Genomic DNA, 24,015 nt, shown 5'->3' on the forward strand with positions numbered 1-24,015 from the left:
GGACGATGGCGTGAGTGCCGCGAAACGCCGGCCGGAGTAAACCGGCCGGCGCTGCTGCGTCAGAAGATTTCGTAAGGGTATTCGATAATCAGGCGAACCTGGTCGGAGGACACATCGGACGTGCCGCTGATCCGGTGGGTGGCCTGGCGCAGACGCAGCGACAGATCCTTGGCCGGCCCGGCCTGGACGACGTAAGCGACGGCGAGGTCGCGCTCCCAGTGCTTTTCGTTGTCGGCGTAGTAGGCATAGGGGCTGCTCGGGTCCATCTTGCTGCCATCGACATCGGTACCGCGGATGTAGCGAGCGTGGAAGCTCAGGCCCGGCACGCCATAGCTGGTCATGTCGAGGTTGTAGAACGCGCCCCAGGACTTCTCGTTCGGTCCGTTGAAGTCGGCCAGTTGCGAGGAGTTGGCCAGGTAGATGGAGTCGTGAAAGGTGCCGGGGCCCATGCCCAGGTAGTCGAACGGCTGGTCGCCGTCGATCTGCTGGTGAGTCAGTTTGAAGGTGTGCGCGCCGATGGTGTAGGCAGCGGCCAGCGACCAGGCGGTGACATCGATCTCGCCGGCCAGCGAGCGGCCGTCGTCGTCGACACGGTAGATGTTGGCGTCGAAGTTGAGGCTCTGGCTATCGCTCAACGGATAGTTGTAGTTGGTGTTGACGTAGTACTGGCGCCAGATGTCCTCGTACTCGGAACCATAGAGGCTGACGCTGAGGCGGTCGTTGACGGCATAGTTGCCGCCGAGGAAGTTCACGGTGTCGGTGCTCACGCCGGCATAGGAGGCGAAGAAGTCATCGTTGCTGTTGGTGCTGTTAAAGTCCTTGGCCGCGGTGAAATGGCCGGCTTCCAGACCCAGACCGTCCAGCTCGGCGCTGGTCAGCCAAAAGCCGGTGGTGGTACTGGGCAGCAGGCGCGCGTCGGCCGGCGCAAACACCGGGTTGTAGGGACGCAGGTTGTTGCCGTACTTCAGCTCGGTGTTGGACAGGCGCATCTTCACCGAGGCGCCGGCCGAGCTGGCCTCGTCGCGAGTGCCGTCACCGTCCGGTACCAGTACCCCGGCAGCGCCCGAATGGCCGCGACCGCCATCCAGCTTGAGCGCGGCATAGGCGCTGAGGTCGATGCCGAAGCCTACGAGGCCCTGGGTGTAGCCGGATTTGTAGTCGAGGCGAAAGCCCTGGCCCCATTCGCGCCGGTCGTCGGCGCCATCATGGCGGTCGTGGTTCCAGTACATATTGCGGGTGAGGAATGTCAGGTGCCCATCCTCGATGAAGCCCTGGCTTTCGGCCTGATTGGCCATGGCCAGCGGGGCGCTTGTGGTGGCGGCGATGGTCAGAGCCAGTAGGGATTTTCTGCTCAATGGCATTTTATTGTTTTCCTTATCTGCGGTGAAACAGCGTTGGCTGCAGTGAACCTGGGCGTCGCCTCCTTCCTTGGTGAGTCGAGAGTGTTGCTTGGCGGTGCACCATGGCACCGAAGACAGCGACCCCCAAAGTTGCCTCGCGGGGCAAGGCAAGGGCCAGCTTACGGATATGCAGAGACGGGAAATGGGCGAGAGCGACGGTCAGCGGCCTGAAACCGACCCGTAGCGGGATGCACGGAGACAGCCCCGAATGGAGGCGCAGCGGTTCGGCCCTGGTACGGTTTGAGGCTCCCCAGCAGAGGGCTCAGCACTTGTGAAAAAATCGAGCGCCGTCGCGAGAGCGTCTCCAGGCGTGCGCGGCAAGGCGCGGGACCGTGCTGCACAGCGCAGCGACAACCCGCCAGATGGCAATTGCCCGGAGCAGTGGGCGTCTGGAGGCGGCCGCAGTAGGCGAGCGTTTCTTCACAACCTCTCAGGCGAGGGCGAGGCGAGCTGCTCCTTGCAGAACTCGACGAACAGCTGCGCCGGCTTGGTCAATTGGGCGCGCTTGAGCCAGGCGGCAGCCAGGCCGGAGCTGCTCACCGGCTCGGCGATATCCACCATCACCACCTTCTTGCCGTCGTAGGTGCATTCCGAGTGCGGGCGGGTGACCAGCAGGGAGAAACCGAAACCCTGGCCGACCATGCCGCGCACCATCTCGATCGACGGCGAGCTGAAGACGATGTTCGGCGTCAGGCCGAGTTCCTCGAACAGGCTGACGAAGTAGGTGCGGCTCGGCTGCACGTCGAGCAGGATCATCGGTTCCAGGCACAGGTCGCGCAGCGAAACCTGGGCCTGGCCGGTGTATCGGTGGCCCTCGGGCAGCAGGGCATAGGGTTTCTGCGGCACCATCAGCGGTTCGCACTCGATGGTCGCGTCGAGGTCGTGGTCGTAGAGCATCGCCAGGTCGAAGCGCCCGGCGGTCAGGCCCTGCACCAGTTCCTGCTGCTCGCCGTCGCGGATGCGGATTTCCACCCCGGGGTAGAGCGCGTTGAAACCGGCGATCAGACGCGGCAGGTAGAGCGGCGCCACGGTTTCGAAGCAGCCGATGTCGATCTGCCCGGCCACCATTTCATTGTCGGCCAGGGCGTTCTGCTCGAACTCGTGGGCCATGCGCAGCAGTTCCTGGGCCTTGCGGTAGAAGCGCCCGCCACCGGGGGTGAGCGATACGCCCTGGGCGTGATGGCGGATCAGCAATTGGACACCGAAGCTCTCTTCCAGGCCCTTGATCGCGGTGGAGATCGACGGCTGGGCGATGTACAGCTTGCGCGAGGCTTCGGCCACGCTGCCGCATTCCACGGTGGTGACGAAATACTTGAGCTGGCGCAGGGAGTAGGCGGCCATGCGGTACCTCCGGTAGCGGCCTCGAGGCCGTCTTGTGATGCTGCAACTGAAAACCTGAATACCAACATACCCCAGCCGGGGCCTCTCGCCTGCCCAGTTTTTTCATGGCCTGCGAGCATATATTTACTAATTTTCCTTGTTTGCGCTCTGCGCCAACATCGTCCTCAACAACCACGAGACGCCGCTTGCGGCATCCGGTATGAGGATAGAGGCGATGTTGCAGTACAGCGATTGGCAAGAGCGCGCGGCCGAACAGGGTTTTATCACCCAGGCACTGATCGACGGCCAGCTATGCGCGGCGCAGAGCGGTGCGACCTTCACGTCGATTGACCCGGCCAGCAACCGACCGCTGGCGCATGTCGCCGCCTGCGCCGCCGCCGATGTCGATGCCGCCGTGGCCAGTGCCCGCCGCGCATTCGACAACGGCCCCTGGGCGCGCATGGCCCCGCGTGAGCGCAGGCAGGTATTGCTGCGTTTGGCCGAGCTGATCATGGCCAATCGCGAGGAACTGGCGCTGCTCGACTCGCTGAACATGGGCAAGCCGGTGATGGACGCCTACAACATCGACGTACCCGGCGCGGCCCAGGTTTTCAGCTGGTATGCGGAGGCGCTGGACAAGCGCTACGACGAGGTCGCGCCGACCGCCAGCGACGCCCTGGCGACCATCACCCGCGAACCCCTGGGGGTGATCGGCGCGGTGGTGCCCTGGAACTTCCCCCTGGATCTGGCCGCCTGGAAGCTGGCGCCGGCCCTGGCCGCCGGCAATTCGGTGGTCTTGAAACCGGCCGAACAGTCGCCCTTCTCCGCCCTGCGCCTCGGTCAGTTGGCATTGGAGGCAGGCCTACCGGCCGGGGTGCTGAACGTGCTGCCGGGCCTGGGCGAAACCGCCGGCAAGGCCCTGGGCCTGCATATGGACGTGGACTGCCTAGCCTTCACCGGCTCCACCGAGGTGGGCAAATACTTTATGGCCTACGCCGCCCAGTCCAACCTCAAACAGGTGTGGCTGGAGTGCGGCGGCAAGAGCGCCAACCTGGTGTTCGCCGACTGCCAGGACCTCGACCTGGCCGCGGAAAAGGCGGCCTTCGGGATCTTCTTCAACCAGGGCGAAGTCTGCTCGGCCAACTCGCGGCTGCTGGTAGAACGCTCGATTCACGACGAATTCGTCCAGCGTCTGATCGCCAAGGCGCAGCAGTGGCAGCCGGGCGACCCGCTGAACCCGGCCAGCCGCGCCGGGGCCATCGTCGATGCGCGCCAGGCCGAACGCATCATGGGTTTTATCGACCGGGCGCAGAGCCAGGGCGCGACCCTGGTCTGCGGCGGCCAGCGCCTGACAGTGGGCGGCTCGAACAACTTTATCCAGCCGACCATCTTCACCGGCGTGACCGCGGCTATGCAGCTGGCCCGCGAGGAAGTGTTCGGCCCGGTGCTGGCGGTGATCCCCTTCGACAGTGAGGAGCAGGCCATCGCCCTGGCCAACGACAGCCAGTACGGCCTGGCCGCCTCGCTGTGGAGCGACGACCTCAACCGCGCCCATCGCGTCGCCCGTCGCCTGCGTGCCGGCACTGTGTCGGTGAACACCGTCGACGCCCTGGATGTCTGCGTGCCGTTCGGCGGCTGCAAGCAGTCGGGCTTCGGCCGCGACCTGTCGCTGCATGCCTTCGACAAATACAGCCTGATGAAGACCACCTGGTTTCAGCTGCGTTCTTGAGGGACGCAGCAAACAACTGCGGCACCTGCCGCGTGCGATTCACCTGAGACAACAATAAGATTGCAGGAGAACTCCCATGCACGATCCCGATATAAGCCTTAACCCTCCCTTTGGCCTGGCGGCCGAGCCGGCGCGCAAGCGCAAGCTCAGCCTGGGCCTGACCGCGCTGCTGGCCGTGGCCATCGGCCTGGTGGTCTCCCAGGGCGTTATGGTGCTGATGCTGCAAGGCGCCGGCATCGCTGGCCTGGGCTTTCTGATTCCGCTGGCGTTGGCCTTCGTGCTGGCACTGACCTATGTGGTGTCGTTCGCCGAGCTGGCGCTGATGATCCCCCGCGCCGGCAGCCTGAGCACTTACACCGAAGTGGCGCTGGGGCATTTCCCGGCGATTCTGGCGACCTTCTCCGGTTATGTGGTGGTGGCTATGTTCGCCCTGTCGGCGGAATTGCTGCTGCTCGATCTGATCATCAACGAGGTCTACCCCGGCGCCTTCCCCAGCATGCTGATCGCCTATGGGGTGCTGGTGGTGTTCACCCTGCTCAACCTGCTGGGTATCGACATCTTCGCCCGCCTGCAGTCGGCCCTGGCACTGGTCATGGTTGTCGTGCTGCTCGCTCTGGGCCTGGCCGCGGTGACCGGCAGCGGTAGCGAACCGGCACTGAGCAGCGCCATCAGCAGCGACTGGAACCCCATGGGCGCCAGCGTGATGACCCTGGTGGCGCTGGCCATCTGGGGCTTCGTCGGCGCCGAATTCGTCTGCCCGCTGGTGGAAGAATCGCGTCGCCCGCAGCGCAACATCCCCTGGTCGATGATCCTCGGGGTGACGGTGATCTTTATCACCATCGCCCTGTATTGCGTGGGTGCGCTGCTCTATGTACCGCAAGACGCGCTGGCCGGCTCGCCCCTGCCGCATTACCTGTTCGCCACCGCGCTGTTCGGCGAAACCGGGAAGATCTTCCTGGTAGTCGCGGCCATCACCGCCACCTGCAGCACGGTCAACACCTCGCTGGCAGCGATCCCGCGCATGCTTTATGGCATGGCGGTCAACGGCCAGGCGTTCCCGCAGTTCAAGCTGCTCAGCAAGAAGTACCAAGCGCCCTGGGTCGCCGTGCTGTTCGTCGCCGCCATCACCGGCATCCCGGTGGTGTTCATGGGCAACGACCCGGCCGCCATCGGCCTGTTGCTGCTGGCTGCCGCGGTCGCCTGGCTGCTGGCCTATATCGTCTGCCACCTGGATGTGATCGCCCTGCGCCGCCGCTACCCGGATCTGGCGCGGCCGTTCAAGACGCCCTTCTACCCGCTGCCGCAGATCCTCGGCATCGCCGGCATGCTGGTCTCCATCTACTACGTGTCGCCGACCCCGGAGATGACCGCCTCGATCTTCTACAGTGCAGGTGCGGTACTCGGCCTGGTGTCTATCATCGCGGTGCTGTGGATCAAGCTGGTGATGCGTAAACCGCTGTTCACCCCCGAGCCCATCGACAAGGTGCTGGCACGCCAATGAAGTCTCGCCGGGGGCGCGCCCCCGGCTTACTCGATAACAGGTAATAACGAGGTTGCTGAAAATGACTGTCCCCCATACCCCGAACCGCCAGACCCAGGACTACCAGGCGCTGGACGCCGCCCACCACATCCATGCCTTCGTCGATCAAAAGGCGCTGAATGCCGAGGGGCCGCGCGTCATGGTGCGCGGCGAAGGCCTGCACCTGTGGGACAACGACGGCAATCGCTACCTCGACGGCATGTCCGGCCTGTGGTGCACCAACCTCGGCTACGGGCGCCAGGACCTGGTCCAGGCCGCGACCAAGCAGATGGAACAACTGCCGTACTACAACATGTTCTTCCACACCACTCACCCGGCGGTGGTCGAACTGTCCGAAATGCTCTTCAGCCTGCTGCCCGACCACTACAGCCACGCCATCTATACCAACTCCGGCTCGGAAGCCAACGAGGTGCTGATCCGCACCGTGCGCCGCTACTGGCAGATTCTCGGCCAGCCGCAGAAGAAGGTGATGATCGGCCGCTGGAACGGTTACCACGGCTCGACCCTGGCCGCCACGGCGCTCGGCGGGATGAAGTTCATGCACGAGATGGGCGGCATGCTGCCGGATATTGCCCATATCGACGAACCCTACTGGTACGCCAATGGCGGCGAGCTGACCCCGCCCGAATTCGGCCGCCGTTGCGCCCTGCAGCTGGAGGAGAAGATTCTCGAACTGGGCGCCGACAACGTCGCCGGGTTTATCGCCGAGCCCTTCCAGGGTGCCGGCGGCATGATCTTCCCGCCGGAGAGCTATTGGCCGGAAATCCAGCGCATCTGTCGCCAGTACGACGTGCTGCTGTGCGCAGACGAGGTGATCGGCGGTTTCGGCCGTACCGGCGAATGGTTCGCCCACCAGCACTTCGGCTTCCAGCCGGACACCCTGTCGATCGCCAAGGGCCTGACTTCGGGCTATATCCCCATGGGTGGCCTGGTGCTGAGCAAGCGCATCGCCGAGGTATTGGTGGAACAAGGCGGCGTATTCGCCCACGGCCTGACCTACTCCGGCCACCCGGTAGCGGCCGCCGTGGCCCTGGCCAATATCAAGGCGCTACGCAACGAAGGCGTGGTCGACCAGGTCAAGGACGACACTGGCCCCTACCTGCAACAGTGCCTGCGCCAGGTATTCGCCGATCACCCGCTGGTCGGCGATATCCAGGGTACCGGCCTGGTCGCCGCGCTGCAGTTCGCCGAGGACAAAACCAGCCGCAAGCGCTTCGCCAACGAGAACGACATCGCCTGGCGCTGCCGCACCATCGGCTTCGAGGAAGGCCTGATCATCCGCTCCACTCTGGGCCGCATGATCATGGCCCCGGCCCTGGTGGCCAGCCGCGCGGACCTCGACGAACTGGTGGAGAAGACCAAACGGGCGGTGGACCGCACCGCCAGAGAACTGGGCCTGCTTTGAGAGCTTGCGAAAAAACTCTCGCCTAAGGCGCTCGATATTTTCACAACCTCGAGCGCACGCCGAGGCAACAGTCCAGCCGCGCGATGCGCGGCTGTTTTTTGTCTGGCACCAGTCGACGCCTGCGCCCTGCCGTCGACACACAAAGGTACCTGAGCAAAAACAAAACCGCGCCAGGCGCGGTTTTGTTCTCGCTCACGGATTCACTCGCCGTAGATATCGAAGTCGAAGTACTTGTCCTGGATCTGCTGATACTGGCCGTTGGCGCGGATCGCCTGAATGGCGCCGTTGAGCTTGCCGAGCAGTTCGCGGTCGCCCTTGCGCACGGCAATGCCGGCGCCTTCGCCGAAGTACTTCGGATCGGTGAAGGACGGGCCGACGAAAGCGAAATCCTTGCCGTTGTCGGTTTTCAGGAAGCCCTCATTCACCGGTATGGCATCGGCCAGGGTGCCATCCAGGCGACCGGAGAGCATGTCCAGGTAGATCTCGTTCTGCGAGGTGTAGCGCACCACTTCCACGCCCTGGGCCGCCATCACCGCGCTGGCGAAACGGTCGGTGGTGGTCGAGCGTTGCACGCCGATGCGCTTGCCCTTGAGGTTGGCGAAGTCGTCGTCGACCTCGCTGCCGGCCTTCATCACCAGGCGCGCCGGGCTGTAGTAGTACTTGCCGGTGAAGTCCACCGACTTGCGGCGCTCGTCGGTGATGGTCATCGACGACAGGATCGCGTCGACCTTCTTCACTTTGAGCGAGGGAATCAGGCCGTCGAACTCCTGCTCGACCCAATGGCACTCGACCTGCATCTCGGCGCACAGGGCATTGCCGATGTCATAGTCGAAGCCGGCGATCTGGCCGTCGGCGGTCTTGAAGGCGAACGGCGGATACGCCGCCTCGATACCCAGACGCAATGGCTTTTCGGCGGCGAACAGGCTGGCGGCGATCAGGCTCAGGGCGAGGCCGCTCAAGAGGACGAGTTTCTTCATCGTGGTGATTCCTGCTGAGTGAGTGACATACCCCACGCCCACGGGCAAACGCCCGGGGTCGGCGAAGTACTGGGGGTTACTGCAAGACAGAAGAAAGACGCGGCAGGCCTGTGCCTGAGCGGGAAGCAATCGCGGGGACGGGTCATCTGCCTGCCTCTTTTTGTACTATAAGTTCCATACTGGACTTAATAGTACAAATCGTCAACCGGGTCCACGCAACCTCCGGCGGCTCGATTCGAGCACGCATGACTGGAGTTCAATACTGTGCAGATGCAGCAGCGGTGCGCTGCTGGTGGACGCCTGGTTCACCGGCAGCGCAGTGAAGTGACAGACCGTTACGGCTTGTGCCAGCGCTCGGCGGCATTTTGATCGCTTTGCCGGCCTTCGACCCAGCAGGAACCCTCGGCCGTGTCTTCCTTCTTCCAGAAGGGCGCGCGGGTCTTCAGGTAGTCCATGACGAAGGCGCAGGCATCGAAGGCGGCCTGGCGGTGGGCGCTGGTGGTGCCGACGAACACAATCGGTTCGCCCGGCTCGAGGCGGCCGATGCGGTGGATGACCTGCAGGTTCAGCAGCGGCCAGCGCTGCTCGGCCTCGAGCGCGATCTTGGCCAGGGATTTCTCGGTCATGCCGGGGAAGTGCTCGAGGAACATCCCGCCGACTTCACGGCCCGCGTTGAAATCGCGGACATAGCCGACAAAGCTGACCACCGCACCGACGCCTACGTTGGCGGCATGCAGCGCGTTGACTTCGACGCCCGGATCGAAGGGTTCCAGCTGGACTCGGATGGCCATGCTCAGCCTCCGGTCACGGTTGGAAAGAAGGCCACCTCATCACCTTCCGCCAGCGGCTCCTCGAGGCTGCACAGTTCCTGGTTGCGTGCGCACATCAGGTTCTGCTCGGCCAGCACTTGCCACACGCCGCCGCGGGCCAGCAGGTGCTGGCGCAGGTCATCGAGGGTCGCCAGTTCCTGGGTATCGCTCAGTTGCTCGCCATCCAGGCCCAGGGCCTCGCGGTAACGGGCAAAATACTGCACATGAATCATTGATCGTCCTCGGCCTTATAGTGACCACTCTTGCCGCCCAGTTTCTCCAGCAGGCGCACGCTTTCGATGACCATGCCGCGGTCCACCGCCTTGCACATGTCGTAGATGGTCAGGGCGGCGACGCTGGCGGCGGTCAGGGCTTCCATTTCCACCCCGGTCTGCCCGCTGAGCTTGCAGCGCGCGGTGATCTGCACCGCATCATCGCCATGGGCGAGCAATTCGACCTTGACGCTGCTCAACATCAGCGAATGACAGAGCGGGATCAGGTCGGCGGTCTTCTTGGCGGCCTGGATGCCGGCGATACGCGCCACGGCGAACACATCGCCCTTGGGGTGGGCGCCGTCGACGATCATCTGCAGGGTCTGCGGGCGCATGCGTACCAGGGCTTGGGCCACGGCCTCACGGACGGTCAGCGCTTTATCGCTGACATCGACCATGGTGGCGTGACCTTGGGAATCGAGATGGGTTAGCACGGGTTTACTCCAGGCAGGGATCGGCCGATTGTAAACCCAGCGGTCACGATATGGCAGCTGCAAGCTGCAAGCCAAGCGGGTGCGGGCTCCACCCCGTCCAGCTTTTCGCCTTTAACTTGCAGCTTATGGCTTGCTGCTTGCCGCTGCGGGACTCCGCCCCGCTACATATGGGTTTCGGCGAATTCCGCCAGAATCGAACGCGGCACCCCCTGCAGGGTAATGTGCACACCGTGCTCGAAGTCCTTGAAGCGCTCGGTGAGGTAGGTCAGGCCCGAGCTGGGCGCCGACAGGTAAGGGGTGTCGATCTGCGCCAGGTTGCCCAGGCAGATCACCTTGGAACCGCTGCCGGCGCGGGTGATGATGGTCTTCATCTGGTGCGGGGTGAGGTTCTGGCACTCGTCGATCAAAATCAGGCTCTGCTGGAAGCTGCGCCCGCGGATGTAGTTGAGCGATTTGAACTGCAGCGGCACCTTCTGCAGGATGTAGTCGACGCTGCCATGGGTGTTCTCGTCGTCCATGTGCAGAGCTTCGAGGTTGTCGGTGATGGCGCCCAGCCAGGGTTCCATCTTCTCCGCCTCGGTGCCGGGCAGGAAGCCGATTTCCTGATCCAGGCCCTGCACGCTGCGGGTGGCGATGATCCGCCGATAGCGCTTGCTGACCATGGTCTGCTCGATGGCCGCGGCCAGGGCCAGGATGGTCTTGCCCGAGCCGGCGGCGCCGGACAGGTTGACCAGGTGGATGTCCGGGTCGAGCAAGGCGAACAGCGCCAGCGCCTGGTGAATATCGCGTGGCCGCAGGCCCCAGGCTTCCTGATGCAGCAGAGGCTCCTGGTGCAGATCGAGAATGGTCAACTCATCGCTCTGGATGCCCTTGATCCAGCCGACGAAACCCTGCTCGTCGATGATGAACTCGTTGATGTGCACCGCCGGCAGGTTGTCGATCAGTTGCACCCGGTGCCAGGTGCGGCCGTGATCCTGACGGGTCTCGACCTTGCTCACCCGGTCCCAGAAGGAACCGCTCATGCTGTGATAACCCTTCGACAGCAGCGATACATCGTCGACCAGTTGATCGGTGTGGTAGTCCTCCGAGTCGATCCCGCAGGCGCGCGCCTTCAGGCGCATGTTGATGTCCTTGGTCACCAGCACCACGGCCATGTCCGGGCGCCGGGCTTTCAGCTCGACCAACTGGTTGATGATCTTGTTGTCGTTGAGATCCTCCGGCAGCCAGGTGATGGGCGAGGCGCTCTTGCTCATGAGAATCGAGAGAAAACCACAAGGCCCGCTCTTCTCACGCTGGATCGCGACGCCATGCTCCACTTCCTCGGGTGTGGCGCTGCCGAGGATTTTGTCGATCAAGCGAATGGCCTGCCGACACTCGGCGGCGACCCCGAGCTTGCCGGTTTTCAGCTTGTCCAACTCCTCCAACACGGTCATCGGGATGGCGACGTGGTGTTCCTGAAAATTCAGCAGTGCGTTCGGATCGTGGATCAACACATTGGTGTCGAGGGCGTACAGGGTTGGAGCGGTGGGTTTGAAGCTTCCGTGGTCATCCATACTCGGTCACCTTCTTATAGGAGCCAAGCGACGGAATGCCTGAGCAGCGCTCCGCCGCGGGGACCACCGACCTCTCAGACGGGGGCTGAGCAGGTGCATGCAAGGTGAAGGCCAAGGGTCGCCACCTGTCTGCAGGGTTCGGCGGTCTCTCTTTTAGATACTCCAAAAATCATGACAGGCGAAAGTTTTTTTCAGTTTTTTTAAGTTTATTTGTCGCCTCGACGAATAGCGCTTGGCGGCCCGCAAAGGCGCCGTTAAAGTCAGAAGTCCTACCCGCGCTCGCACCGCAAAATAATTCCGCCTCGGTACCGCCATCACGACTCGTTGTCGGCACAACGATTGACCTCGACCGTGATATGCACCAACTCGTCGATCCCCGCCAGCCGGGCCTTGTAGCGATCCGCCGAGATGTCGCCATGGGTCACCACGCTGACGATGCAGGCGTACTGCGCGCGACCGACTCGCCACAGGTGCAAATCCGCCAGCTCGGTGTCCGCTTCCTGGGTCAGGGTCTTGCGCACCCGCACCACAACGGGGCTGTCCATCTCGCGATCGAGCAGCACCGTGGCGGTCTCGATCAACAAGCCCTTGGCCCATAGCGCGATGATCGCGGCGCCGATCACGCCCATCAACGGATCGAGCCAGTTCCAGCCGAACAGCAAGCCGCCCAGCAGCGCCACGATCGCCGCCACCGAGGTCAGCGCATCGGCCAGCACATGGATGAAAGCGGCATGCCGATTGAGATCGCGCATCCTCACCGGCGCGCCGTGATCGTGATCGTGATCGTGATCGTGATCGTGATCGTGATCGTGATCGGCATGAGCGTGGCCGTGAACATGCGCGTGTTCATGCCGGTCGCGCAGCAACCAGGCCGACAGCAGATTGACCAGCAGACCGACCATCGCCACCCATAGCGCCACGTCGAAGGCAATCACCTGCGGCCGCCACAGCCGCCACAACGACTCGAACACCAGCATCGCCACCACCACCAGCAACAGCAGCGAACTGGCGAAGCCGGCCAGCACCTCGATCTTCCAGGTGCCGAAGGCGAAACGCGGATCATCGGCGTAACGCCGCGCCAGCAGATAGGCCAGGGCCGTCAGACCGATGGCGAGCATGTGCGAGGCCATGTGCCAGCCATCGGCGAGCAGGGCCATGGAGTTGAAGGCATAGCCGGCGGTGATTTCCACCAGCATGGTCGCCCCGGTCAGCGCGGTCACCAGCCAGGCCTGGCGTTCGGTGCGGGTTTCCAGCGGTCGGTAATCGTGGGAAGGCTCCCAGCGCGAGTGATTGCAGGCGGCCATGATGGCTCCTTTGAGGATTCGACCTGGGCAAACTACAACCCCGGGGCCGCCTCCAGGTCAAGTGCAGTGCTTGGCCCAGGCGCAACGCCGCCGACGCGGGTTGCGCCAAGGCCTACCCGGATTACACCGCTGCGCGCCATCGTCGCTAGTCTTGGCCGCCCTCAGCTTCTAGAATCGCGGCCAGAACTTTCAGGAGCAGACCCTATGCTGATGGTGATTTCCCCGGCCAAGACCCTCGACTACCAGACCCCGCCGGTGACCCAGCGCTATACCCAACCCGAGCACCTCGCGCATGCCCAGGACCTGATCGCCCAACTGCGCGATTTCACGCCCATGCAGATTGCCGAGCTGATGCACCTGTCGGACAAGCTGGCCGGCCTGAATGCCGCGCGCTTTGGCAGCTGGAGCAAGACCTTCACCCCGGCAAACGCCAAGCAGGCACTGCTGGCGTTCAAGGGCGATGTCTACACCGGCCTCAACGCCGAGGATTTCAGCGAAGCCGACTTCAATTTCGCCCAGGACCACCTGCGCATGCTCTCCGGCCTCTACGGTGTGCTGCGCCCGCTCGACCTGATGCAGCCCTATCGCCTGGAGATGGGCACCAAGCTGGCCAACCCGCGCGGCAACAACCTCTACGACTTCTGGGGCGAGCGCATCAGTGGCTGGTTGAATGAGGCACTGGCCGCCCAGGGCGACGAGGTGCTGCTCAACCTGGCCTCCAACGAATATTTCAGTGCGGTGAAACGCAAGGTCCTCAACGCACGAGTCATCGACACCGAGTTCAAGGACCTGAAAAACGGCCAGTACAAGATCATCAGCTTCTACGCCAAGAAGGCCCGTGGCCTGATGGCCCGCTATGTAATCAAACAGCGCCTGAGCGATACCGAGGGCCTCAAGGACTTCGCCGCACAGGGCTACCGCTACTCCGCGGAGCACTCGAAAGCCGACAAGTTGGTGTTTTTGCGCGACCTCCCGCAAGACTGATCCCGCCGCCATCCCCCCGCCCGGGCCGTCCGCACGGCCCTTCGCCCTCCGCCGTAGCGACAAGCAAATACCTGCACAAACAGTCTGGTCAATTAATTAATATCCGCCCCATTGAACTTTCCGGGGACTTAATACACCGCGCGGGCAGTGCAACTGCGTGACTATAAATTGCTATCAATTTGCAATTACTTGCCACCGTCCAAATAGTCCCTCAATTAAAAAAAAGGATGAACGGCAGGAACTATAATAAAAACCGCCCACTCTTACCGACGTAACATAATTACTTCATGCAACTTCTGCGTGAACCAACCTGCCGCTAATTGTCGGACAGAAGTCCGCCGGATTATTCAATATCAGATAGTCGTTGTAGCGAGATCAGAGGAGAACTTCCACCGGTCAAATGACCTACTGAGATCCAAGAGCCAGAGCCTCCCAGGCCTGCAGCTCAGTAGCAGTATAGGGCACGCTTCATATTACAAGCCCGGTTCAGGCCTCCTCTGCGGATGCCAGATATTTCTCATGCCTAATTAACTCAGTCGCCCGTCGACCTGAGTGAATGAACGACTGTGGCCAATGCGCCACTATTAAATTGTGCAATAGACGAGGTAATACGATGCGAATCAGTATCTTTGGTTTGGGTTATGTGGGCGCTGTGTGTGCCGGTTGTTTATCGGCCCGCGGCCATGACGTGGTCGGCGTCGATATATCGGCCAACAAGATCGACCTGATCAACAATGGCAAATCGCCAATAGTCGAGCCCGGCCTGGAAGTGTTGCTGCAGCAGGGCCTGAACTCCGGCCACCTGCGCGGCACCACCGATGTCGCCGACGCGATTCGTGACACCGAGGTCTCGTTTATTTGCGTCGGTACGCCGAGCAAAAAGAACGGCGATCTGGCACTGGATTACATCGAAGGCGTGTGCCGCGAAATCGGCTTCGCCATGCGCAACAAGCCCGAACGGCATACCGTGGTAGTGCGCAGCACCGTATTGCCGGGCACCGTGAAGAACGTGGTGATCCCGATCCTCGAAGAATGCTCGGGCAAGAAAGCCGGGGTCGATTTCGGCGTGGCGGTGAACCCCGAGTTCCTCCGCGAAAGCACCGCGATCCAGGACTACGACTTCCCGCCGATGACCGTGATCGGCGAGCTGGACAGCGCCTCCGGCGACCTGCTGGAAAGCATCTACGGCGAACTCGACGCGCCGGTCATCCGCAAGGACATCGATGTCGCCGAGATGATCAAGTACACCTGCAACGTCTGGCACGCCACCAAGGTGACCTTCGCCAACGAGATCGGCAACATCGCCAAAGCGGTAGGGGTCGACGGCCGCGAAGTGATGGATGTGATCTGCCAGGATCACAAGCTCAACCTGTCCAAGTACTACATGAAACCCGGCTTCGCCTTCGGTGGCTCCTGCCTGCCGAAAGACGTGCGCGCCCTGTCCTACCGCGCCGGCAGCCTGGACGTCGAAGCGCCGCTGATCGGTTCGTTGATGCGCAGCAACGTGGTCCAGGTGCAGAACGCCTTCGACATCATCTCCAGCTACGACAAGCGCAAGGTCGCCCTGCTCGGCTTGAGCTTCAAGTCCGGCACCGACGACCTGCGCGAGAGCCCGCTGGTGGAGCTGGCCGAGATGCTGATCGGCAAGGGCTTCGAGCTGAGCATCTACGACAGCAACGTCGAATATGCCCGGGTCTATGGCGCCAACAAGGACTACATCGAATCGAAGATTCCGCATGTCTCCTCGCTGCTCAACAGCGACTTCGATGCGGTAGTCGATAACGCCGAGATCATCGTCCTCGGCAATGGCGATGAGCGCTTCGCCCCCCTGGCGCAACAGGCCCTCGACGGCAAGCACGTGGTCGATCTGGTCGGCTTCATGCCCACCGCCTCGCGCACCGGTTCCGAAGGTATCTGCTGGTAAATCCGGCCTGCGACAGGCCGTTGAAAAGCGGCAGTAGTTTTTCAACGGACTGGCCGCCAGTTGAGCCGAGCCTTGGGCGCGCGAGCAGCACCCTCGCCCAAGGTTTTCCGCCGGCGCACACGATGGATACGCATATGCACACAAACACGCTGAAAACCGGGCTCCTAGAAGCCGCAGGCTGGATGTTCTACCTATCACTGCTGATGTTGCTCGCGTTGGCGCTGCCCAGGAGCGTGTTCGACCCCGAGTCGCGCGACTACCTCCTGTTGATCGGCGCTGTGGGCATCTGGCGTTATTCCATGGGTGCGGTGCACTTTTTGCGCGGCACGCTGTTTCTCTATGTGGTGTACCCCTATTACCGCCGCAAGGTGAAAAAACTCGGCAAGGACGCCGACCCCTCTCAGGTGTTTCTGCTGGTCACCAGCTTCCGCATCGACGCGTTGACCACCGCCCAGGTGTACCGCTCGGTGATTCGCGAGGCGATTGACTGCGGTTACCCGACGACGATGGTGTGTTCCATCGTCGAGTTGTCCGATGAACTGCTGGTGAAAAACCTCTGGACCCGGATGAACCCGCCGGACCACGTCAAGCTGGACTTCGTGCGCATCCCCGGCACCGGCAAGCGCGACGGCCTGGCCTACGGCTTTCGCGCCATCTCCCGGAAAATGCCGGATGAGAACGCGGTGGTCGCGGTGATCGATGGCGACACCGTGCTCGGCGAGGGTGTGGTGCGCAAGACCGTGCCCTGGTTCAAGCTGTTCCCGAATGTCGGCGGCCTGACCACCAACGAGTTCTGCGAGGTACGCGGCGGCTACATCATGAGCGAGTGGCACAAGCTGCGCTTCGCCCAGCGCCACCTCAACATGTGCTCGATGGCGCTGAGCAAGCGGGTGCTGACCATGACCGGACGCATGTCGGTATTTCGCGCCGAGGTGGTCACCAACCCCGCGTTCATCGCCGATGTGGAAAGCGACCACCTCGACCATTGGCGCCTGGGCCGTTTCCAGTTCCTCACCGGCGACGACAAGTCGAGCTGGTTCAGCCTGATGAGCCTGGGCTACGACACCTTCTACGTGCCGGATGCGGCGATCAACACGGTCGAGCATCCGCCGGAGAAGAGCTTCATCAAGGCCAGCCGCAAGCTGATGTTCCGCTGGTACGGCAACAACCTGCGGCAGAACGCCCGCGCGCTGCGCCTGGGCACCCGCCGCCTCGGCTGGTTCACCAGCGTGGTGCTGTTCGACCAGCGGGTATCGATGTGGACCAGCCTGCTCGGCCTGAGCGTGGCGATCATCGCCAGCATCAAGTACGGCGCCGGCATTCTCATCGCCTACCTGCTGTGGATCGGCCTGACCCGCCTGGCGCTGACCCTGTTGCTCAGCGTGACCGGCCACCGCATCGGCCCGGCTTACCCGGTGATTCTCTATTACAACCAGATCGTCGGCGCGATGGTGAAGATCTACGTGTTCTTCCGCCTCGACCAGCAGTCCTGGACCCGCCAGCCGACCAAGCTCGATCGCGGCCTGTTGAGCTTCCAGCGGTGGTTCAACACCTGGTCTTCGCGCTCCATGACTTTTGCTGCTGCCAGCGTCTTTATCGCCACGCTTCTGGCGTTGGTGTGACCGGAACCCGACCGGATCCTTTTTCGAACAGGAAATTGCAATCATGAATACAGCCGTCAACGTCAATGTGGTCCATGAATCGGAAGCCCAGCGGCAACACGCGCGGGTCAAGATCCCGGCCGTGCTGCGCTACCTGACGAAAAACCGTGAGCGCGTCGACCAACCCATCGGCGACATCTCGGCCGGCGGTTTCTGCTTCAATGCCGGCAAGGCGCCGGTGCAGGTCGGCGACTTTCATAAGGGCCGTCTGCAGTTCAAGCTGGACAGCCTCGACCTGGCCATCGATATCGAGTTCCAGGTGCGCTCGGTGAATGCCGACGACGGCCGCGTCGGCTGCCAGTTCCATAACATCAAGCCACGCGAGCAGGCCACCCTGCGCCACCTGATCAGCGCCTTCCTCGGCGGCGAACTGGTCAGCGCCGGCGACCTGCTGAGCACCTTGCAGCGGGAAAACTTTACCAAGGCGCGCAAGAACGGCGCGGGCGGCTCCGGCATGGGCGTGTTCGGCCGGTTCAAGGCGGTGAGCTTCAGCCTGGCGATCTTCCTGGTCGGCCTGGCCGCCTTCGGCTTTATCTTCAAGTCGGTCTACGGCATTTACTTCGTCACCCACGCCGAGTCGGGCATGGTCAACGTATCCAGCCTGCAAGTGACCATGCCGCGCGAAGGCATGGTGCAGAGCCTGATCGAACCGGAGGCCATCGTTGAGAAAGGCGCGCCCATTGCCACCTTCTCCGCCAGCATGCTGGAGATGCTCAAGGGTCACCTGACCGACGAGCAAATGACCCCGGAGAATGTCGAAGAGCTGTTCGGCAAGCAGATGAAAGGCACCCTGACCAGCCCCTGCGACTGCAAGGTGGCCCGTCAGTTGGTGGCCGACGGTCAGTTCGCCGGCAAGGGCGATGTGATCTTCGAACTGGTGCCGCAGAACACCAAGGCCACGGTGCTGGCCAGCTTCCCCTACCGCAACTTCGCCCAGGCTCGCCCGGGTAGCCGCGCCAGCTTCTGGGTGGCCGGCGAAGACAGCCCGCGCTACGGCAAGATCGTCAGCAGCAGCCTGTATCAAGGCGGCCTGTCGGCGGACATCCGCGTGATCATCGAACCGGAGCAGAAGCTCAACAGCAGCCTCGCCGGCCAGCCGGTCGAAGTCATCCTCGATCGCGGTCCGTCGTTCGACGGGTTGTTCGAGAAAGCCCTGGCGAAAGGTCTCTAAGGAGGACTCAGCAATGGCGACTATCGCCCCCCGTCTCATGCATGCCGCGCCCCTGCTGGCGCTTTCCCTGGCCGTGGCCCTCGCCGGTTGCGCCGGGCTGCCGGACGAGCGCCTGGCCGCCGAAGCGCTGAAGCGTGGCGACACCAGCACCGCCGAGCAGCACTTCCGCCAACTGGCGGAGTTGGGCTACACCGATGCGCAGGTCGGTCTGGCCGATCTGCAAATGGCCGGCGGCACGCCGCAAGACCTGGAAAAGGCCGAGCGGACCTACCGCCTGGCCCTGGACGAATCGCCGCGGGCCAAGGCACGCCTGGGCAAGTTGCTCGCGCGCAAGGTCAACCCCAGCCAGGCCGAGCGCCTTGAAGCGGCCGAGTTGCTGAATGACGCATTCACCGCGGGTGAACCGAGCAGCCTGCTGCCGCTGGTCATGCTCTACCTGCAATACCCACAGGATTTCCCCGGTATGAACGTGCAACAACGCATCTCCAGCTGGCGCCAGCAAGGCCATACCCAGGCCGATCTGGCACAAGTCCTGCTCTATCGCACCCAGGGCAACTACGACCAGCACCTGGACGAAATCGAACAGATCTGCCAAGGCCTGATCGCCGAGGCCGATGTCTGCTACGTCGAGCTGGCCACCGTGTACCAGAAGCAAGGCCAGGCCGACAAACAGAAGGCCCTGCTGCAGCGCCTGATGGCGGGCTACCGCAGCGCTGTGGTGAGCCCGCAGCGAGTGGATGCCGTCGCCCAGGTGCTGGCCGACGCCGAACTGGGCAAGCCGGACGAAGGCAAAGCCCAGGAGCTGCTCGAAACCATCGCCCCGGACTATCCGGCCGCCTGGGTCAGCCTGGCGCGCCTGCTCTATGACTACCCGGGCCTGGGCGACATCGAGACCCTGCTGGGCTACCTCGACAACGGCCGCGCCGCGGCGCTGCCGCGTGCCGAACTGTTGCTCGGCCGGCTCCATTACGAAGGCAAGCTGGTACCGCAGGACCCGCAAAAGGCCGAAGAGCATCTGCGCAAGGCCGCGCCCAGCGAACCCAGCGCCAACTATTTCCTCGGCCAGATCTACCTGCGCGGCTACCTCGGCGAGGTCTATCCGCAGAAAGCCCTCGATCACCTGCTCAGCGCCGCCCGCAACGGCCAGGTCAGCGCCGACTTCGCCCTCGCCCAGATGTACTCGCAGGGCAAAGGCATACGTCCGGACCCGGTCAACGCCTTCGTCTTCAGCCAACTGGCGCTGCCGAAGAACACCCCGCGAGCCATCGAACTGGCGCGGCAGATCGAGCAACAACTGCAGCCGGCCCAGCGCACTCAGGCCAAGCAACTGCTGCGCGATGAACGCCAAGTGCGCGGCAACGCCTTGCAAGCCCAAGCCTCATTACAGGCGCAAACCCAATGAATAAGGACTACGCGATGAAACTCAACAAGATCAGCGCAGGCCTGGGCCTGAGCGTGTCATTACTCTCCGCCAGCCCGGTATGGGCGGTACAGATGAGCGACGACAACTTCGGCCTCGACATCAAGATCACCGCGCAATCGGAAGATGACCGCGACCTCGGCACCCGCGAAGGTGGCGACGTCAACGGTATCGGTGTCGACCTGCGCCCCTGGCTCTACGGCCAGCGCGGTGACTGGAGCGCCTTCGCCATGGGCCAGGCGGTAGTCGCCAGCGACATTATCGAGACCGACACCCTGGAGTCTTCCGACCCCGATCTGGCCGGCGACTCCCAGGCCGATGGCCGCGAGCGGAAGAAGAACTACCTGGCCCTGCGCGAATTCTGGGTCGACTACGCCGGCCTCACCGACTACCCCGGCGAACACCTGCGCCTGGGCCGCCAGCGCCTGCGCAACGATGACAGTCAATGGCGCGATACCAATATCGAAGCGCTGAACTGGACCTTCGACACCACCCTGCTGCGCGCAAGCCTCGGCGCCGCGCAACGATTCAGCGACTACCGCACCGACCTCGACGAACTGGCGCCGGAAGACGAGGATCGCCTGCACCTGTTCGGCGATGTCGCGACCCAGTGGCGACCGGGCCATTGGCTCGGCCTCAGTGCCCATCACTCGCGCGATGACGGCAAGCTGGCCAATCCCGGCGAACCGATCGACTCCCTGGACAAGCGCGCCACCGGCGAGCTGACCTGGCTCGGTGTGCAAGCCCATAGCGATGCCTACAACTTTCGCAACCAGAAGTCGGTCAATTACTGGGCCAGCCTCACCTCGCTTACTGGCGACCGCGAAGACCTGACGCGCGGCATCGTCAACGGCCAGGAAATCGCCACCGGCAAGAACAGTGACAACGTCAGCGCCTGGGCCACCGACCTGGGTCTGCGCTTTCGTCTGGATCCCAACTGGCAAGTCGGCGGCGCCTACGCACGGGGCAGCGGCAGCGGCGATGACGACGGCAACGGCACGGGCAGCTATCGCCAGACCGGCCTGCAAAGCAACCGCTCCGCCTTCACCGGCACCCGTACCAGAGTCCATCGCTACGGCGAGGCCTTTCGCGGCGAGCTGAGCAACCTGCAGTCGGCCACCCTGTTCGGCTCCTGGCAGCTGGCCGATGAATACGACGCCAGCCTGGTCTACCACAAGTTCTGGCGGGTCGATGACCGGCAACAGATTGGCCGGAGCGGGATCAACGCGCGTATCGATGATCCGCTGCATGACGGCATCGGCACGGTGCCCCAGGTGGACCTGATCGACGGCGAGAAAGACCTCGGCCAGGAGCTGGATCTGGTGGTCACCAAGTACTTCAAGCAGGGCCTGCTGCCTGCTTCGATGAGCCAGGCGATCGACGAACCGGCAGCCCTGGTGCGCTTTCGTGGTGGCGTGTTCAAGCCCGGCGATGCCTACGGCAACGACAGCGACTCGCTGATGCATCGCGCCTTCGTCGACGTTATCTGGAAATTTTGAGGACAACGCCATGACGCAACGACCAGGCAAACTCAAACAAGGCTGCGCAGCAGGCCTGCTCTGCAGCGGCCTATTGCTTGGCGCGCTGCAGCTGGCGGCGCCCTGGGTGCAAGCGGCGCCGGCGCTCGAGAGCGATAAAACGACGACGAGGGCACTCAAGGCAACCAACAACTACACGGTGACCAGCGTACCCGTCGAGCAGCTGCATCTGGATGAGCCCAGCCTGCCCGATCTCAGCGGCTACACCGCGGCCGCCGTAGAGGCCAAGATCGAGCGCAAGCCCGGCGGCAAGGTGGTGGTGCGGCGCATGCTGCGGCAGGACGCGCTGAAGGACTTCATCGGCGGCAACGAACGCCTGCGTGAATGGATCAAGCGGCAGAACGGCATGCCCCATGCGATCTTCATCGAGGGCGGCTATGTCACCCCGCAGGACATCGCCAAGGCCCTGCCGGACAGCCAGTTCCGCGAGGTCGAGCCGGGTGTCTACCTGGCGCGCCTGCCGATCGTCGTGGCCGAGGGCGCGACCCTGCACGTGGGCAATAACACCAAGGAACTGCGCCTGTCCCAGGAGCGCGGCAGCTTCATGGTCAACGATGGCCAGCTGTTCTTCACCGACAGCAAACTCACCGGCTGGCGCGAGGCGGACGACGGCCCGGCCAGCTTCAGCAAGGGCGCCGAGCGCAAGGGCACCGAGTTCCGCCCGTTTCTGGTGTCCTGGGGCGGCAGCGAGCTGTATGTCTCCGGCAGCGTATTCAGCAGCCTGGGCTACAGCAACAGCAAGTCCTACGGCGTCAGCATCACCCAGTACACCCCCGGCATGCAGGCCCGCCTCAAGCGCCCGGAACCGACCGGCTGGCTGATCGACTCGGAGTTCGTCGACCTCTGGTACGGCTTCTACTGCTATGAAGCCGCGAACGTGGTGATCAAGGGCAATACCTACCGCGACAACATCGTCTACGGCATCGACCCGCATGACCGTTCCCATGGTCTGATCATCGCCGAGAACACCGTGCACGGGACCAAGCAGAAGCACGGCATCATCATTTCCCGCGAGGTCGATGACAGCTGGATCATCAACAACAAGAGCTACGACAACAAGCTCTCGGGCATCGTCCTCGACCGTAACAGCGTACGCAACCTGGTGGCCTACAACGAGGTGTACCAGAACCACAGCGACGGCATCACCATTTACGAGAGCTCGGACAACCTGCTGTGGGGCAACAAGGTGTTGAACAACGCCCGCCACGGCATCCGTCTGCGCAACAGCACCAACATTCGCCTGTACGAGAACATCTCGGCGGCCAATGGCCTGACCGGCATATACGGCCACATCAAGGATCTCTCCGACACCGACCGCGACCTCGGGCTCGACCCCTTCGACACCGAAGTGTCGCTGATCCTGGTCGGCGGCAAGCTCGCCGCCAACGGCTCCAGCCCCCTGAACATCGACTCGCCGCTGTCCGTGGAGTTGTACCGCGTGGACATGCTCGCGCCGAGCAAGAGTACCGGCATCAGCTTCGCCGGCATCCTCGGTGAACGCCAGGATGAAATTCTCGACATGCTGGTGCGACGCAAGCTGGCCGTTCTCATCGACCCGGTCGAGAACCAGGCCGACCTGCACAACTAATTTGAGGCAGTTTCTATGAAAGTGCGTGATAGCAAATGGATTGGCCTCGGCCCTCTGGCGGCGGCGATCTGCCTGGCCGCCTCGGGGCTGCAGGCCGCAGAACAAACCAAGGCTCCGGTATACCAGGTGGAGGACTGCTGCTCCCTGTGCCCAGCGGCCCATGACGCCAGCCAGTACACCACCAACTACGCGAAGAACTTCACCACCCTGATCGATGCGCAGGACGCCTGGCTGTTCCGTACCCAGGAAGACCTGCGCACCGAATTCGGCACCACCGCCGAGGGTCTGCGCATGCTCAAGGAGCTGCGCGATGCCTTCAAGAGCCGGGGCGTGGAGCTGGTGGTGGTCTATCAACCGACCCGTGGCCTGGTCAACCGCAACAAGCTCAAGCCTGAAGACCAGGGCCGCTTCGACTACGATCTGGCGCTGCGCAACTATCGCCAGGCCCTGGCCAGTTTCGAGGAGATCGGTCTCAGGGTGCCCGACCTCTCGCCGCTGACCGACGAGCAGGAAGAGCAGCCCTTCTATTTCCGCCGCGACCAGCACTGGACCCCCTACGGCGCCGATCGCACGGCACGTCTGGTGGCCGAAACGGTCAAGCGCCTCCCCGGTTTCGAGGAGATCCCGCGGAAGGAGTTCGTCAGCCAGCGCATCGGCCTGATGGGCAAGACCGGCACCATGCAGAAGGTGGCCACCCAGCTCTGCGGCACCGTCTATGCCCCCCAGTACATCGACCAGTTCGCCACCGAACCCAAGGACGAGAGCGGCAGCGACGAGCTGTTCGGCGACAGCGCGACCCCGCAGATCACCCTGGTGGGCACCAGCCACAGCGGCCCGAACTACAACTTCGGCGGCTTCCTCGAACAGCACATTGGCGCCGACGTGCTCAACGTCGCCTTTGCCGGCGGCGGCCTGGAAGGCTCGATGCTGGAATACCTGGGCAGCGATGAGTTCCAGAAAAGCCCGCCGAAGGTGCTGATCTGGGA

General features: G+C 63.2%; 19 protein-coding genes. 11 read left to right on the plus strand and 8 right to left on the minus strand.

All coding sequences use genetic code 11. The features are described from left to right. Positions 1–59 precede the first annotated feature (59 nt). A complete protein-coding gene (locus ABZE94_RS01080) occupies positions 60–1,361 on the minus strand; it encodes an OprD family porin (protein WP_372873689.1) in 1,302 nt (433 codons plus the stop codon). Between the two features lie 459 nt (positions 1,362–1,820). Then, positions 1,821–2,741 carry a LysR family transcriptional regulator gene (locus ABZE94_RS01085; protein ID WP_372873690.1) on the minus strand — a complete coding sequence of 307 codons (921 nt, stop codon included), beginning with the start codon at positions 2,739–2,741 and terminating at the stop codon, positions 1,821–1,823. 214 nt (positions 2,742–2,955) lie between these two features. Here ABZE94_RS01085 and ABZE94_RS01090 point away from each other — a divergent pair, with 214 nt between their 5' ends. The 3 genes from ABZE94_RS01090 (at position 2,956) to ABZE94_RS01100 (ending at position 7,394) form a co-directional block, all read left to right on the plus strand. Beyond that, positions 2,956–4,449, plus strand: a complete 1,494-nt coding sequence (locus tag ABZE94_RS01090; protein ID WP_372873691.1) for an aldehyde dehydrogenase — start codon at positions 2,956–2,958, stop codon at positions 4,447–4,449. A gap of 76 nt (positions 4,450–4,525) precedes the next feature. Further along, on the plus strand, positions 4,526–5,950 hold the full coding sequence (locus tag ABZE94_RS01095; protein WP_372873692.1) for an APC family permease: 1,425 nt from the start codon (positions 4,526–4,528) through the stop codon (positions 5,948–5,950). A 61-nt stretch (positions 5,951–6,011) separates the two neighbouring features. Beyond that, a complete protein-coding gene (locus ABZE94_RS01100) occupies positions 6,012–7,394 on the plus strand; it encodes an aspartate aminotransferase family protein (protein ID WP_372873693.1) in 1,383 nt (460 codons plus the stop codon). A 200-nt stretch (positions 7,395–7,594) separates the two neighbouring features. On the opposite strand, the gene ABZE94_RS01105 is transcribed toward ABZE94_RS01100, so the two are convergent. The 6 genes from ABZE94_RS01105 to dmeF form a co-directional block, all read right to left on the minus strand. Beyond that, positions 7,595–8,371 carry an ABC transporter substrate-binding protein gene (locus tag ABZE94_RS01105; RefSeq protein ID WP_372873694.1) on the minus strand — a complete coding sequence of 259 codons (777 nt, stop codon included), beginning with the start codon at positions 8,369–8,371 and terminating at the stop codon, positions 7,595–7,597. A 335-nt stretch (positions 8,372–8,706) separates the two neighbouring features. Then, the gene (gene moaE / locus ABZE94_RS01110) at positions 8,707–9,162 is read right to left on the minus strand and encodes a molybdopterin synthase catalytic subunit MoaE (RefSeq protein ID WP_372873695.1); all 456 of its coding nucleotides are present in this window, start codon (positions 9,160–9,162) and stop codon (positions 8,707–8,709) included. A 2-nt stretch (positions 9,163–9,164) separates the two neighbouring features. Further along, positions 9,165–9,413 carry a molybdopterin converting factor subunit 1 gene (gene moaD / locus ABZE94_RS01115; protein ID WP_372873696.1) on the minus strand — a complete coding sequence of 83 codons (249 nt, stop codon included), beginning with the start codon at positions 9,411–9,413 and terminating at the stop codon, positions 9,165–9,167. Further along, positions 9,410–9,886: a cyclic pyranopterin monophosphate synthase MoaC gene (gene moaC, locus ABZE94_RS01120; protein ID WP_305255098.1), complete on the minus strand. Its 477-nt coding sequence runs from the start codon at positions 9,884–9,886 to the stop codon at positions 9,410–9,412. Before moaC ends, moaD begins: the two co-directional genes overlap by 4 nt. A 161-nt stretch (positions 9,887–10,047) precedes the next feature. Beyond that, positions 10,048–11,439, minus strand: a complete 1,392-nt coding sequence (locus tag ABZE94_RS01125) for a PhoH family protein (protein WP_372873697.1) — start codon at positions 11,437–11,439, stop codon at positions 10,048–10,050. A 314-nt stretch (positions 11,440–11,753) separates the two neighbouring features. Continuing rightward, positions 11,754–12,743 (minus strand): CDF family Co(II)/Ni(II) efflux transporter DmeF, encoded by a 990-nt coding sequence (gene dmeF, locus ABZE94_RS01130; protein WP_372873698.1) that lies wholly within the window; start codon positions 12,741–12,743, stop codon positions 11,754–11,756. A gap of 204 nt (positions 12,744–12,947) precedes the next feature. Between dmeF and yaaA the strand changes: the two genes are divergently transcribed. From yaaA to ABZE94_RS01170, 8 genes are all read left to right on the plus strand, one after another. Next, on the plus strand, positions 12,948–13,727 hold the full coding sequence (gene yaaA, locus ABZE94_RS01135) for a peroxide stress protein YaaA (RefSeq protein WP_372873699.1): 780 nt from the start codon (positions 12,948–12,950) through the stop codon (positions 13,725–13,727). Between the two features lie 613 nt (positions 13,728–14,340). Then, positions 14,341–15,651, plus strand: coding sequence for a nucleotide sugar dehydrogenase (locus ABZE94_RS01140; RefSeq protein ID WP_372873700.1), 1,311 nt, complete (start codon positions 14,341–14,343; stop codon positions 15,649–15,651). A gap of 134 nt (positions 15,652–15,785) precedes the next feature. Then, entirely contained in the window at positions 15,786–17,273 is a 1,488-nt protein-coding gene (gene alg8 / locus ABZE94_RS01145) for a mannuronan synthase (protein ID WP_372873701.1), read from the plus strand. Between the two features lie 43 nt (positions 17,274–17,316). Then, entirely contained in the window at positions 17,317–18,483 is a 1,167-nt protein-coding gene (locus tag ABZE94_RS01150; RefSeq protein WP_372873702.1) for a PilZ domain-containing protein, read from the plus strand. A gap of 13 nt (positions 18,484–18,496) precedes the next feature. After that, positions 18,497–19,885, plus strand: coding sequence for an alginate biosynthesis TPR repeat lipoprotein AlgK (gene algK, locus ABZE94_RS01155; protein WP_372873703.1), 1,389 nt, complete (start codon positions 18,497–18,499; stop codon positions 19,883–19,885). A gap of 14 nt (positions 19,886–19,899) precedes the next feature. Then, the gene (locus ABZE94_RS01160) at positions 19,900–21,402 is read left to right on the plus strand and encodes an alginate export family protein (RefSeq protein WP_372873707.1); all 1,503 of its coding nucleotides are present in this window, start codon (positions 19,900–19,902) and stop codon (positions 21,400–21,402) included. Positions 21,403–21,412: 10 nt separating this feature from the next. After that, entirely contained in the window at positions 21,413–23,029 is a 1,617-nt protein-coding gene (gene algG, locus ABZE94_RS01165; RefSeq protein ID WP_372873704.1) for a mannuronan 5-epimerase AlgG, read from the plus strand. Between the two features lie 15 nt (positions 23,030–23,044). After that, on the plus strand, positions 23,045–24,015 hold a 971-nt coding region (locus tag ABZE94_RS01170; RefSeq protein WP_372873705.1), incomplete at its 3' end, for an alginate O-acetyltransferase.

It is taken from the genome of Pseudomonas sp., assembly GCF_041601375.1.
Lineage (GTDB): Bacteria > Pseudomonadota > Gammaproteobacteria > Pseudomonadales > Pseudomonadaceae > Aquipseudomonas.